The following is a 13,919-nucleotide window of genomic DNA, read 5'->3' on the forward strand; positions in this document are numbered from 1 at the left end:
CGGTTAACGTCTTATTTTCCCCCGCCGGCCTGAGCGGATCGGGATGGCCCCGGAGGCCGGGGATGGCGGACAAGGATCTTATTCGGCGCGGAGATGAAATGTCTTATTCTGCCCCAGTCCCCCAACGCCGGCGAGCGAGCGTCGATGTTCATCAGAACGCCCTTGCGATCCTGTTTCTTTTCCTGACGACCGGCGTATTCCTGTTTCGCCTGCTCATGACGCCGCATCTGATGAACATGTTCATGGACTATACGAGCGAGGGTGGGCCTTTCTACGCCAAGTTCCATCTGGGAACCTACGCGATTACGGGAACGCTTCTTGCGGCGCTGTTTGTCCGGCCTTTCGTCCTTGCAGGCGACGATATCGGCCTCTTTCGCACATTGGTGCGTTATGCGGCCCTGCTGGCCGGCCTTGTCTTCTACCTCATCCTCGTCGGGCGGTTGGGGGCCACGGGTTTTTTGATCGATACCTATTTCATGGCGGTTCTCGTGGCTCTCCTGATGCTGACGCAGAATGAGCAGAGCCGGAGGATCATCGCCACGACGGTCCTGCTGATCCTGATCTGCAGCGCGGTGATCGCGATCGGGGAGGCCCTCACGCAGCGTCGGGTCATGCCCTTCACGGAGGGCGAGCCTTTCTTCCGAGCCACCGGTCTCTCCGGCCATCCGCTGGCGCTGGGCGCCCATTGCGCCATCGCCATAGGCTTCGTCCCCCTTACCCGCTGGCGAATCTGGGTCAAGGCTGCGGTCATTTTCCTGCTCTTTGTCGGCTGTGCCGCAGCGGGAGCCCGTCTCGCGCTGATGCTTTCGTCGGCGGAGATCATGCTCCTGCTGCTTTTCATGCGTTGGCCCGGGCTTTCGCCGCGCCAGGAACGCAAGGGGAAGTTCATTGCCCTGCTGTTCACGCTTCTCGTCGGAGCGGCGTTGATCGCGGTGCTGTTCGCCGGCGGCTTTCTCGGCCGGTTCGGCAATTCCGTCGTCGACGCGAATTCCATGGCGCGCGTGAGAATTTATCAGGTCTTCGGTTATGTCGGCTGGAAGGAAATCCTGACCGGTATGGACGCCACCGCCCTTCTGACGCTCGTCAACCAGAAGCTCGGGCTTCCTTTCATCGAGAGCGCTCCCGTCATCATCATCATGCTCCTGGGGCTGCCTGCGGCAATCATGTTCACGCTTATCGTGGTCCGGTATGTCCTGCGGCTCCTGCGGGGAACTCCGGCCGCGGCCAGGATCGCGGCTGCGATCTTCGTCCTGATCGACCTGTCGAACAATGCGCTGGCGACGAAAACGCCTGACATCATCCTCCTGACGATCCTGATCGTGGGGTTCCGCAACCCGGCGACGGCCATCCCCGCACCGGCGGCCGGCCGCAGAAGCGGCGTCACTGTGCGCAATCGATAACTTCCAGCCGGCCGATCCGGTTGAGGGTGTGGACATGCGTGCGCCCCTCGAAAACCGATCCCGTAACCGGCAGTACCGGGCCGAGATCGACGTCCAGCGCGTTCAGCGTCGTAATTTCGCGCAGCCCGAGGCCGCCCCCATAGGTCTCGGTTCCGTTCTGCACCGGCAGAAAGATCCTGTCTTCCAGGCGGATGAACTTTCCGCCCGGGCGCGCGCCGGCGCGATCGATGATGATCGGATTCAGCGGATGAGGTTCCCAGGGGCCGCGCAGGTCGGGCGCGCTGTAGACCACCATCGTATCCGAGGTGCTGCCGCTGCCAAACCGCTCCGTCCCGAACATCCAGAGCCGGCCTTCATGCCGGAGCAGGGTCGCGTCGTTGAAGTTCCTGCCCGCGATCAGCACGGTGTCCCGGACCCACCGGTCGGGAAAGCGGTCGGCCCGGTAGAGGACGACCTCGCTCGCGGAGCCGCTTTCGGGGATCATGAATATCGCCCCCTCGTGCGCGAAGACGTTCGGATAGGAAAGATGATGTGGTTCCTCGATAACGGCGCGGGGGCGATCGAACTTTCCGTCCGGGCCAAGTTCGGCAACCGAGATGATGCCCCGGCCGAGCGCGTAGGGAAACTCCTCGACGAAGAGATACAGCCGTCCTTCATGTTCCATGGGAAACGGATCGGCATAGAAGCGCTGTCCGTCATCGGCGAGCGCCGCAAAAGGCGTGCCGCCGATCTGCCTGCTTTCGGCTATTCCGGGTCCATCGACAAGGCGGTAAGCGGTCTGCCAGGAGAATTCCCGGTGTTGCGGATTCAGCTTGTGCAAGGTGCGCGTGGTGAGGCCCGTCGCGAGCCGCTTCAGATAGGCCGGAGCAAGCGGGCCTGCCCGCCGTTCGAGCTGCGGCGCGGCGATCTCCCTGATGCGGCGGGCCTCGAAGCGGGCCAGTGACTGGACGATCAACGACTGCGCGGCGGCGAGGACCTCGTTGGCATCCCGCGATAGCCAGACCCTGTCGCTGATCATCGGACAGGCGTGCCCCACCGGCATGCCGTCAAGCCGCGCGACGAGGTCAACCAGGCCGGAGCCCGTTCGCAAAAGGGAGAACCCCTCTGGAAGATATGGATAGCCGTTGATCTCGACGGTCAGAACGGGAGCCTGGCGCGCGCCTGACTTGCCTGTGAGATCGACGACCAGATCCGGAGCATCGTCTGGACAACCGGAAGGTGCAGGCGTTGTCAGGGAAGCCGACGAAGAGCCGATCCACCATGATTCCAGTGCAAGAACGGCGTCCAGGAAAAGAGTCGAGGGTGCGCCTTCGCAGTATTCGAAATAAATCTCATGGCCAAGAGAGCGCAACCTGGCGCCGAGATCGTGTTCCCAGCGCCTGATACTGTCCTTGAATGTTATAATAAGTACTTTTTTCAAATGCCCCACCCCGTATTCGTCCCACCAGCCCCCCGGGGGTTTCGCCTACCGATTGCAGGTTAAAGTTAATGAACGCTTTACCAGTGGCAATTGGTGCATATTTTTGCACAGGTCTCTAAAATTGTACCGATCAATTCAACCCGCCCGAAATCTATTCGCGTCATTTTGCCCGCATTCAAAGTGAAGACACGGGTTTTGATCATGAAGTTCATGCCAAGTCTTGAGCCCCAGGGACGGAAGCGACTGCTCATCGTATTCGGTACGAGGCCGGAGGCACTGAAATGCTTCCCGGTGGCGCGCGCGGCACTCTCGCATGCAGGTTTCGAGACGCAGATCTGTATAACTGCGCAACACAGGGAGATGGTTGATCAGATCATCTCTCTGACCGGATTACCAGTCCATTACGACCTCAATATCATGCAGCCCGGGCAAACGCTGTTCGATGTGACGGCGCGCGTGCTGAAGGGTATGGAAGACGTGCTCGACAAGGCGAAGCCCGATATCGTCATGGTTCAGGGTGACACGACCACGGCGATGACGGCCGCGCTCGCGGCCTTCTACAAGCGCATTCCCGTCGCCCATATCGAAGCGGGGCTTCGCAGCCACAACATCGACTCTCCCTTTCCGGAAGAGCTGAACCGGAAGATCGCCGGCGACATTGCCCGCTGGCATTTCGCGCCGACCCCGGAAGCGCGCGCCAATCTCGTGGCGGAAGGAAAGCCTGAAGCCAGCATCTTCGTCACGGGCAATACCGTGATCGATACGCTTCTCCACTTCTCGGAAATTCTTGACGCCGATGAAGCCAAGAGCGCCGAGTTTGCCGCACGCTTCGGGTTTCTCGATCCGTCCAAGAAGCTTATCCTGGTCACCGGCCATCGCCGCGAGAATTTCGACGGCGGGATCGAACGCATCTGCAAGGCCCTCACGGTGCTCGCAACGCGCGGCGACGTGCAGATCGTCTACCCGGTCCATCCCAATCCGAACGTCCGCAAGGTCGTCGATCAGGTATTGGGCGCCGTTCCGAACATCCATCTGATCGAGCCGCAGGATTATCTGCCGTTCCTCTATCTGCAGAAGAAGAGCTATGTGGTTCTGACCGATAGCGGCGGCGTCCAGGAGGAGGCCCCCTCCCTCGGCAAACCGGTACTCGTGATGCGGGAGAACACCGAACGGCCCGAAGGCGTGGCCGCCGGGACGGCCCGGCTGGTCGGCACCGATATCGATACCATACTGCACAACACAAACAGTTTGCTGGATGACGAGGCCGCCTACAAGGGCATGGCCGAACGGCACAATCCCTATGGTGACGGCAAAGCCAGCCACCGGATTCTGGAGGAATTACTGCATGTCTGAGATCAAGAGCGTTTCCGTCATTGGAATGGGGTATATCGGACTGCCCACCTGCGCGATCTTTGCCAGCCGCGGGTTCGACGTCATCGGCGTGGATATCAACGAGGCCGTCGTCGAGAAGGTCAACCGCGGGGAAATCCACATCGTGGAGCCCGATCTGGACGGTCTGGTCCAGAAGATGGTCGCTAGCGGCAAGTTGAAGGCCTACAGCACCCCGCAGCCGGCCGATGCCTATGTGATCGCCGTTCCCACGCCGATCACGGATGATCGCAAGCCGGATATCAGCTACGTGCTCGCGGCAGCGCGCGCCGTTGCCCCGATCCTGAAGAAGGGCGATCTGGTCGTGCTGGAATCGACGTCGCCCGTCGGCACCACGCGGGCCATGAACCTGCTGCTTTCCGAGCTTCGCCCGGATCTGACGTTCCCGGGCGCCGCGGACGAGGATTCCGACGTTTACGTCTCCTATTCGCCGGAGCGGGTTCTGCCGGGCAATGTCCTCAACGAACTCATCAACAACGACCGTTCGATCGGCGGACTTTCGCGCCGTTCCTCGGAGCGGACCGCAACCCTTTATTCGAGCTTCGTCGCCGGCGATCTCTTCATCACCGTCGCGGAAGCAGCGGAGCTGGTGAAGCTTACGGAAAATGCCTTCCGTGACGTGAACATCGCCTTTGCGAACGAGCTTGCCGCCGTTTGCCAGGACCTCTCGCTCAACGTGTGGGAAGTCATCGACCTCGCCAACCGCCATCCGCGCGTCAACATCCTGCAGCCCGGTCCCGGCGTCGGAGGGCATTGCATCGCGGTCGACCCCTATTTCATCATCGATGCGGCGCCCGAGAGCACGCCGTTGATGCAGTCCGCCCGCCGGATCAATTCGCACCGGCCGCATTCCGTCGTCAAGGATATCGAGTCGCTGCTGGAACCCGGTCGCCAGCAGACGATCGCCTGCCTCGGCCTGAGCTTCAAGCCGAATATCGACGACCTGCGGGAAAGCCCGGCGGTCGAGGTCGTCAAGCTGCTTTCGGAGCACAAGGACGTCAAGATCGTCGCCGCCGAACCGAACACGCGGGCGCTTCCCAAGGAGCTTGAAGGCAAGGGCATCGTCTTTACCGACGCTCTTTCGGCAATCGACCAAGCCGACATCGTCGTGCTGCTGGTCGACCATCGTCAATTCAACTTCGTCGATCCGGAAGCGCTGAAGGGCAAGAAGCTCATCGATACCCGCGGCCTGTGGACGTGGCGCAAGGCGCGCAAGCCGGATGCCCGTATCGAAGGAAAGAAGAGCAAGGGCAAACCGGCCCTGTTGTCCGTGGGGAAGGCAGCATGAGCATCCAGCAAGAAACGGGCTGGTCCGGCCATCCGCTGCTTTCGTCCAGGAAGATCGACTTCCTCGGTTGTCCGATGCACGGCATCACCATGGAAGAGACGCTCGGCCTCGCGGAGGAGGCGATGCGGGAAAAGCGGTCTCTTCATCATGTGGTCGTCAATGTCGCGAAACTCATCACAATGCGCAAGAACGCGGAATTGCAGGAGGATGTCGTCGGCGCCGATGTGATCAATGTCGACGGCGTCGGCGTTCTGTGGGGCGCAAGGCTTTGCGGCCTGCAATTGCCGGAACGCGTCGCCGGGGTCGACATCATGCTCGAACTCTTCGAGCTCTGTGCCAAGCGCGGTTACCGGCCATACCTCTTCGGAGCGGAGCAGCAGGTGCTCGACGCCGTGGTCGCGCGGCTTTCGAAGGAGCATCCGCGGCTCAAGATCGCCGGCATGCGCAACGGCTATTTCAAGCCGGAGGACGAGGACGGCATCGTCCAGGCGATCAACGAGTCGGAAGCCGATTGCCTGCTCGTCGCCATGCCGACGCCGCGCAAGGAGCGGTTCCTGAAGAAGTACCGTCAGGTGCTGAAGCCGAGCTTCGTCATGGGCGTCGGCGGCAGCTTCGACGTCTATGGCGGCAAGGTTGCCCGGGCGCCGAAGCTTGTCCAGGCGCTCGGCCTGGAATGGCTGTTCCGGGTGATGCAGGAGCCCAAGCGGCTGTGGCGTCGTTATTACGAGACGAATACCGCCTATGCCCTGCTGCTCGGCCAGGAGATCCGTCGCCGGCGCATTCACCGCTGACGCCTCGATTTCATGCGACAAGGGCTGTGGGTAACGCAGCCCTTTTCCATTTCGATGCCGGTCGACGGGTGCCGGGGTCCTGCTTCCTCACGGTCCGGGCGCTAGACGAATTGCTGCAACCGGTTTCGCACCATGTCGAAGCCGTGCCGCGTTTCCTCAGGGTAACACAGGGCGTTGAGCCCGAGGAAGATGATGCCCGCGGCAGACCCGGCGGCGGCCAGGCGGACGATGACATGCATATCGCCGAGATAGTGGCTCACGAGCGCCGCCGCGACGCCCATGCCGGCCGAGATCGCAAGGGAAATGGTGAGCGCTCGCCACGGCAGGGGTATCGGCGTCAGGCGTTCGCTGATCACCATGGAAACCAGCAGGTTGACGACAGCGCCGCCGGCAAGCGCGAGCGCGGCTCCGACCTCCACCATCCGGGGGATCAGAATGAAGGAAAGGGCAATGGTCGCGGTGGAGCCGGAAAACTTGCTGACGATGAGCAGCCAGGGCCTCTTGTGGGCGTAAACCACCGCGCCATAGACGAAATCCGCCAGGTTGGTGCAGACGGCGCTGCCGGCGACGATCGCGAACAGAAGATTGTAAGGCCCGTCGTAACTTGCCGGAAGCAGGAGTTCCGTCAGATCGTGGCCGAGGGCGGCCAGAAGGGCGGCGACGGGCAGGCTGAGGGTAAAGATGAGAGCGAGGAACTGTTTGAGAAGTGCCGCGGCGGCAGCCGGCCCTTCTTCGTCAAACCGGCCGACCGCCTCGGGAAAGGCGCCCATATTGATGGCGTTCGCGATCATGTCGACCGGCTGGCGGGCGAGCGCATAGGCGGCTGCGAACACGGCGACCGCCGTCGCGTCGTGATAGATCTTGAGGAACACACGCTCCGCATTCGCCAGGCCGAAGCTGACGAGCGCCATCACGACGATCGGCACGCCGAGCGCGAAGAATTCGCGATGAGTGAAACGCGGCGGGCCGCTGACGATCTGGCGGGAGGCGACGATGCCGGCGACGATGCCGGCCACAAGCGTGCCGAAGCTGGAGGAGAGCGATATCGCGAAGAAGGAATTGTGCTCCACCAGGAACATGGTGGCCACGGGAAAGACGAGCTGCAGGAGCGCCCGCAGGAATTCCAGCATCGCATAGGCCGAGTGCCGCTGCTGCATCTGGAGGATGACAAGCGCATAACGGGCGATCGCGCCGGCGACGAGATAGGCGCAGACGGCGACCGAGAAATCCGCCCAACGCTCGGGCACGACGAGATTGCTGGCCACCACGGCGATGACAAGGGCAAGAAGCGTGGTGCAGAGCAGGATGTTGCCGGCGCGCACGAGGCTGCCGCGGGTGACGTCGCCCTTGCCGCCCAGCCGGAGCAGGGAGATGCGGAGCCAGTTCGTGACCGCCACGTCGGTCATTTCCCCGACCGTCACCACCAGCGTCAGCAGGCCATATTCGGTCTTGTCTATCAGGCGCGTGGCGATGACCAGAAACAGGAGTGCCGAGATGCGCGTCAGCAGGATGGCCGGGCCGTAGATGAGTGTGGATTTCAGCAGCAAAGAAATTTCCTTGAAACGGTTCAGCCTGATCGGAGCAGCAGACACGGCAGTATTGATGGAAGTGTCGGCTGGTTTAACGGAATCCTAGTCGTCAAATATTAACAGTAACGGTGGTTTGGTCTCAGGCCAATGTTAAGCGAGGAAGACATGCTGCAGCGCACCTATGCCGGCCGTATCGTCAACGTCATGGTGGCCACGCCGGCCGGCGGGACGGGGCAGGGTGGCATCGACAGGATCATGGCCTCGCTGAAGCGCGAGCTTGAGCGACAGGCGCGCCGCGACATCAACGCCCGCTTCCTGGCGACCCGGGGAAACGGGCATCTTGCCCATTCCATCCTATACTTGTCCGGCTTCTGCTTCAGCATGTTCATCGCCCGCATGCGAAAAGAGGTGGATGTGGTTCATGTCAATCTTGCCAGTTACGGCAGCACCTATCGCAAGCTTGTTATTGCCATATGCGCGCGAATGCTAGGCATTCCCTATATTCTTCATCTCCATGGCGCCGAATACATGACGTTCTGGTCGGACGAGGACACGTTCCTCAACCGGAGAATTCGATCCATGTTCGCGCAGGCCAGCGGAATCGTCGTTCTCGGCACGGTCTGGCGGGATTTCCTTCTCCGGAAGGTGCCGGAAGCGGAGAAACGGCTGGCCATCGTGCCGAACGCGACGGAAGTTCCTTCCCTGCCCCACAGAGGCGGCGGCGGCGCCGTCCATATCCTTTTCCTGGGAAGGATCGAGCCGAGAAAAGGAGTTCCCGAGCTTTGCGAGGCGCTTGCCGCGATGGTCGACCTGCCGGGATGGCGCGCGACGATCGCGGGAGACGGCGAGGTGGAGAAACTTCGCCTTTGCCTGGAAGAGCTCGGTCTTTCCGGACGGGTCAGCGTTCCCGGATGGCAGGGGCCGGAGGATGTCGCCCGCCTGCTTTCGCAGGCGGATGTCCTCACCCTTCCATCCCATGCGGAAAACCTGCCTATCTCGGTCATCGAGGGAATGGCCGCCGGCCTTGCTGTCGTTGCGACGCCGGTCGGCGCGATCGAGGATATCGTCAGCGACGGGGAAACAGGCCTTCTCGTCCCGCCCGGCGATGCCGGTTCGCTGCAAAATGCGCTGGAGCGGCTGGTCAGGGAGTCGGACCTTCGCAACCGCCTGGGCAATGCGGCCCGCGCCGCGCATCGACTTCGGCTCGACGTGGCGCCTTATGCCGACAGGCTGTGCGATATCTGGAAGGCGACGGCGGAAACAGGCAAAACCCGGGTGGAAAGCTGATGAAACCTTTGGACATCATGCGCGGCTTCTATGTCCGCAGCCCGCGTTTCGTGCGCGATGCGGTCAGGCCTTTGATCTCCCTCGTGCCGACCGGCATGAAGTTCGGCAAGACCTATGCGGATTGGCGCGCCCGCATCGCCAGAGCCGGGAGCGATCCGCATCATGCGCATGAACAGCACCTGGCATCTCTTCGCGCGCTTCTCGCCAAGGCGCATCAGGGCAGCCCGTTCTACCGCGGTCTCATCGATGAAGCCTTTGGCACCGGCTTCGATGCTTCGGTCTTCATGCCGGAGGATCTGCGCCGCCTGCCGGTGCTGGGCAAAACGCAGTTGCGGGAGGCCGGCGAGGCCGCCCTGGCAGTGCCGCGCTGGCAATTGGACAGGACCGACACCAGCGGGTCCAACGCGGAGCCTCCTTTCAGCTTTTTCCTCGACAAGGATCGAAGCGCGAAGGAGATGGCCTTCGTCTACGATGCCTGGTCGAGGATCGGCTTCAATGAGCGCGATGCTCGGGCCAGCCTGCGCGGCTTTCACCTGAAGGATGGCGGTCCCGGCCTTTACGACTGGGACCCTGCGCTGCGCGAACTGAAACTTGCGGTTTTTCCAATGACCGTCGAGGACGTGGCGGTCTACCTCGACCAGATCGACCGCCGGGAGATCCGGTTCCTGTACGGTTATCCGTCCGCCATCGAGCTTCTATGCCGCCGCATGCGCCAGCTCGGGCGGATTCCGCGTTCCGGCGTAAAGGGAATATTGCCGATCTCGGAGCCGCTCTACGATCATCAGCGCACCCTGATCCGCAGCGTGCTCGGCGATGTGAAATTCGGCGTCTTCTACGGGCTGAGCGAGAAGGTGGCCTTCGCGGTCGAGGTGCAGGGCGAAGACGGGCTCTATGAATTCGATCCACTCTACGGCGTTACGGAACTTGTCGACGAGAACGATAATCCCGTCACCGAGCCGGGCCGGGAAGGGCGTATCGTCGGCACCGGCTTCCTTTCGACGGGCATGCCCTTCATCCGCTACGACACGGGTGATTTCGGCAGGCTCGTTGAACTGCCGACGCCCGGAAATGGACAGCGGCTTCGCATCCGGGCATTGGCGCCTCGCCGCAAGCCGGGCTTCCTGATTTCCTTCGACGGGCAGCGGGTCGTGACGACCGACCTCACGCCGGAAGATCCGAAACTTTTCAACGGAATTGCCGAATATCAATTCTACCAGGACAAGCCGGGGGAGGTGGTGATCCGCTACATCCTCGACCGGGAGGGCTCCACGGCGGATGTCGAGAGGCTGCGTTCCCATGTCTCGGCGAAGAGCCGGGGAAGCCTCGCCTTTACGGTGGAGGGTGTTCCGCAGATCGCCAGCGGGCGGGGTGGCAAGCGGGCCTTCATCGATCAGCGGCTCGACGTCACGCGCTATTGAACGGGCCGCCCCGGCAGCCCGATCGCCTGCAGCAGGTCCGTGTCCGGCACGGCAGGCCCCTGCGGCTCGATGACCGTCATGCCGTAGGGGTTGGAATATTCCCAGATGGACCACGGAATGCCATAGCCTTCCGCCGTCTGGCGGGCCGTTCGCAGATAGCGGAGCCTGTCGGCGTCATAGGCGCCCGAGCGGCCGTCGGCGGATATCCGGATGACCCCGAATTCGCCCATGAACAGCCTCGCCGATGGAATGCCGTGCCGTTTCGCCCAGTCCGCCGCCTCGCCGATACGCGCCTTCAGTTTCGCATCGTCCCAGTTTTCCTGAAAATATTCGGCGATGCGCCCTTCGACCCTTGCGAGGTTCGCGGCCTGTTCGATCCGGCCGAGACCCGCCGCCTGCATATGCGCCTTCAATCCCTGGATGACGCTTTCCGGCGAGCCGCTCCTGGCCGGCCAGGGAAAGCCCGAGACGAAACCGTCCGGCCTGTCCGAGCGCTGGTGGGTGAAGCTGTGCGGATCGTACATGTGAAAACTGTAGTAGATGTTTTCGTCATCGAAGGTCGGATCGATATTGGCAAGCCCGGTGACGCTGCCGCCGCAGGCGCCGGTCGCGACGATCGTCAGTTCGGTGCTGACCGAGCGGATATCGGCGACCGTGTCCGTCATGATCCGTTGCCAGTCGTCCGTGCCGCTTGCGTCGCAGGGATAGTAGGCCGGTTCGTTATAGGGTTCGAAAGCCACCTTGTCCGTGCCGATTTCCACCAGCATGGACGCCACCGATTTCACCATCTCGCGGTAGCGGGCAACTCCGTCGCTGTCCGCGCCTCCATAGATCATCTCCATGCCGTAGGCAGGCACCTGACTGACGCCATGCAGGTTGAAGACGACCTTGAGACCGGCTGCGGTCAGGCGCCGGACGGCCTTCGAGAGCACGTCCAGCGCTTCCTTTCTGCGGGTCCCTTCGCTGGCGGCGAGCGGGCCTGGATCGACGGTCAGGCGCACGAAGTCGAAGCCGAGCGTCCGGATGCGGGCGAATTCGTTGCCTTTCGGCCAGTCCCCGATCGGCCGCCCGGATGACAGCCATTGCTCGACGGTGCGGTACGGCGGCCAGCGGTAGGAACGGTCCTTTTCGACCGGCGACCAGTTCAACCAGCCATGCAGCCCGACGCCGCGGTCAAGCTCGAGAGGCGCTGCCTGGGCGGTCGAGGCCGCGATCATGATGCCAAGCAATGCAGCGATCAGTCTCATCAGGCGTGGCTCCCTTTGCTTGAAAGGGATGTTAACCCATGCATGGGAAAAGAGAACCGCCCGTCCCGAAAGCCTGACGGGATGGTAAATGTCGAAGGCCGCTGCAGCGGGGTCCCATGAAGCTCAGGTGGTACATCAATCGGTTGCGCAGCATGGAGCCTGCCGAAATCCTTCACCGGGTCGGCGAGCTGAGACGCAAGACCGTGTCGCGCCACTGGAAAAACGGCTGGCGGCACCATCCGGCGCGCAAGCTCCTGCCGGTGTTCACCGACCTCGGGGAGCGGCTTGCAAACGCTTCGCCGGAACAACGGCAGGCGATCGGAAACGCTGCGGAAGATGCCCTCTCGGGCAAATTCGCCGCCCTTGGGGTGACTTGGCCCCGGCGGGATGCGCGCTCGCTCTACCCGGACGATCTCTGGCGTTTCGATCCGGTGACCGGCGGCACATGGCCCGGCCCGGAAACGTACACTTTCGACATAGACTACCGTCATCGCAGCGGGCGCGGGGATATCAAATACGTCTGGGAGATCGGCAGGCTCCAGCAGCTTCCGGTCCTTGCGGCCCATGCCGTTTTCGGCGACGATCCCCGCCCGATCGGTGCGATCGAGGCGGCCGTCGAAAGCTGGCACAGGGCCAATCCGCCCTTTCGCGGCGTCGGATGGGCGTCGGGCATCGAAGTCGCGCTGAGAGCGATCAGCCTGATCGTCACGCATGATCTCGTTTCCGAGCGGATGAGCGTGGCGTGCCGCAACCGCATCGGCGAAATCCTTGCGGCGAGCGCCTACTGGCTGCCTCGCTTTCCCTCAAGGTTTTCGTCCGCCAACAACCACCTCGTCGCGGAGCTTGCCGGCGAATATCTGCTGGGTCTGGCGCTCGGGCGCGAGACGAGGCATGCGGCAGACCGGCTTGCGGCGGAGACCCTCAAGCAGATCCTGCCGGACGGCTGCGGCGCCGAGCAAAGCCCGACCTATGCCGCCTTTACCGCCGAATTCATCCTTCTCTGCATGGCGGCGGCGCGATGCCACGGACAATCCTTCGGCAAGGCCGCGGAGGACAGGCTCTCCGCCTTTGCGGAATTCATCGAGTGGCTGCCGGAACGGGCGGGCTTCGGCGACGACGACGAAGGGCGCGTGATGACGCTCGGCGACGAGGCGGATTATGCCGCTTCCGTCGCTTCCTCCATCCGGGGCTTTCCGGGCCAGCCGGGACGGGTTTCGGAGAGCCATGATTTCCGGTCTCTCATCTTCGGCCGGCCGGCCGGCGAGGCAGGCGGCCATCACGGGCTACGCACATTCAGGGACGGCGGAATCTCCGTCTGGCGTGGGGATTTGGCGGGGCGATGCGCCGAGCTCACCTTCGACCACGGGCCTCTCGGTTATCTCTCCATCGCCGCCCACGGGCATGCCGACGCGCTTTCCCTGGCACTCCGGCTCGATGGAAAGCCGGTCCTCGTGGACCCCGGCACATGGCTCTACGGTTCGGGTGGCGTCTGGCGGAACTGGTTCCGCTCGACGCGGGCCCACAACACGCTCAACATCGCCTCCGAAGACCAGAGCACGATGTCCGGCGCCTTCAACTGGTCCCACAAGGCCACGGCCGGATTGATCGAGGTGGTTCCGGAGCCGGACTGGTCGGTGACAGCCGAGCATGACGGATACCTGCGGCGTTTTGGCGTGATGCACCGTCGCACCGTCCGGCGTGCGGGCGAGGCTATCCTCGTGACCGATCGCCTTATAGGGCAGGTACGCGAGGCCGAGATCGTTTTCCAGGTGGCTTCCGGTCTGACCGTGGAGGTTGCTGGAACAGTGGCAAACATCATGGAAGATGGGCGGACGCTGCTTGCGATCCGCTTCCCGCATGGCGTGATCGCGGTTCGAAGCGGGGGCGAAACGCCGGGCGAGGGCGGCTGGGTCGCGCCACGCTTCGGCGTGAAAGTCCCCGCACGGCGCATCGCATGGCGCGGCGAGGTCGGCGAGGAAGGCGTCGAAACCGTCCTCCAACCCGTGGGCGCCATTCCGGCGGGGCCATGAACTCATGCTGGCAGCGCCCTGTCCGATTTCGGTGCGTCTGGCCCTTTTCGGAAAAATCTGATCGAAACGCTTAGGCGAATGGCAATCGTGACACTCTAACCTGGTCCCAGACAATTACAG

10 protein-coding genes are annotated in these 13,919 nt (G+C 62.7%); 7 read left to right on the forward strand and 3 right to left on the reverse strand.

Features of this window, described 5'->3' with window-relative positions:
- Positions 1-98: 98 nt before the first annotated feature.
- A complete protein-coding gene (locus ACFFP0_RS12035; protein WP_377260767.1) occupies positions 99-1,400 on the forward strand; it encodes a VpsF family polysaccharide biosynthesis protein in 1,302 nt (433 codons plus the stop codon).
- Here the strand turns inward: ACFFP0_RS12035 and ACFFP0_RS12040 are convergent.
- The gene (locus ACFFP0_RS12040; protein WP_377260770.1) at positions 1,381-2,820 is read right to left on the reverse strand and encodes a glucosamine inositolphosphorylceramide transferase family protein; all 1,440 of its coding nucleotides are present in this window, start codon (positions 2,818-2,820) and stop codon (positions 1,381-1,383) included. The two genes, ACFFP0_RS12035 and ACFFP0_RS12040, sit on opposite strands and share 20 nt — an antisense overlap.
- Positions 2,821-3,021: 201 nt before the next feature.
- On the opposite strand from ACFFP0_RS12040, the gene wecB reads away from it, so the two are divergent.
- The 3 genes from wecB to ACFFP0_RS12055 are packed head-to-tail and all read left to right on the forward strand — an operon-like array spanning position 3,022 to position 6,288.
- Positions 3,022-4,173, forward strand: a complete 1,152-nt coding sequence (wecB, locus tag ACFFP0_RS12045) for a non-hydrolyzing UDP-N-acetylglucosamine 2-epimerase (RefSeq protein WP_377260773.1) — start codon at positions 3,022-3,024, stop codon at positions 4,171-4,173.
- On the forward strand, positions 4,166-5,497 hold the full coding sequence (wecC, locus tag ACFFP0_RS12050) for a UDP-N-acetyl-D-mannosamine dehydrogenase (RefSeq protein ID WP_377260775.1): 1,332 nt from the start codon (positions 4,166-4,168) through the stop codon (positions 5,495-5,497). The genes wecB and wecC overlap by 8 nt, the downstream gene beginning before the upstream one ends.
- Complete coding sequence (locus ACFFP0_RS12055) at positions 5,494-6,288, forward strand: WecB/TagA/CpsF family glycosyltransferase (RefSeq protein ID WP_377260778.1); 795 nt, start codon at positions 5,494-5,496, stop codon at positions 6,286-6,288. The genes wecC and ACFFP0_RS12055 overlap by 4 nt, the downstream gene beginning before the upstream one ends.
- Positions 6,289-6,389: 101 nt before the next feature.
- Here the strand turns inward: ACFFP0_RS12055 and ACFFP0_RS12060 are convergent, their stop codons facing one another.
- Positions 6,390-7,835, reverse strand: a complete 1,446-nt coding sequence (locus tag ACFFP0_RS12060; protein ID WP_377260780.1) for a lipopolysaccharide biosynthesis protein — start codon at positions 7,833-7,835, stop codon at positions 6,390-6,392.
- Positions 7,836-7,982: 147 nt separating this feature from the next.
- On the opposite strand from ACFFP0_RS12060, the gene ACFFP0_RS12065 reads away from it, so the two are divergent.
- Both ACFFP0_RS12065 and ACFFP0_RS12070 read left to right on the forward strand, forming a co-directional pair.
- Positions 7,983-9,104, forward strand: a complete 1,122-nt coding sequence (locus ACFFP0_RS12065) for a glycosyltransferase family 4 protein (protein WP_377260783.1) — start codon at positions 7,983-7,985, stop codon at positions 9,102-9,104.
- On the forward strand, positions 9,104-10,522 hold the full coding sequence (locus tag ACFFP0_RS12070) for a phenylacetate--CoA ligase family protein (protein WP_377260786.1): 1,419 nt from the start codon (positions 9,104-9,106) through the stop codon (positions 10,520-10,522). Before ACFFP0_RS12065 ends, ACFFP0_RS12070 begins: the two co-directional genes overlap by 1 nt.
- Here ACFFP0_RS12070 and ACFFP0_RS12075 read toward each other — a convergent pair.
- Positions 10,516-11,769, reverse strand: coding sequence for a glycoside hydrolase family 5 protein (locus ACFFP0_RS12075; RefSeq protein WP_377260789.1), 1,254 nt, complete (start codon positions 11,767-11,769; stop codon positions 10,516-10,518). The two genes, ACFFP0_RS12070 and ACFFP0_RS12075, sit on opposite strands and share 7 nt — an antisense overlap.
- Positions 11,770-11,885: 116 nt before the next feature.
- Between ACFFP0_RS12075 and ACFFP0_RS12080 the strand changes: the two genes are divergently transcribed.
- Complete coding sequence (locus tag ACFFP0_RS12080) at positions 11,886-13,799, forward strand: heparinase II/III family protein (protein ID WP_377260791.1); 1,914 nt, start codon at positions 11,886-11,888, stop codon at positions 13,797-13,799.
- The last annotated feature ends 120 nt before the right edge of the window (positions 13,800-13,919 follow it).

Origin of the sequence: Neorhizobium puerariae, from assembly GCF_042429745.1 — a bacterium.
Taxonomy (GTDB): domain Bacteria; phylum Pseudomonadota; class Alphaproteobacteria; order Rhizobiales; family Rhizobiaceae; genus Neorhizobium; species Neorhizobium puerariae.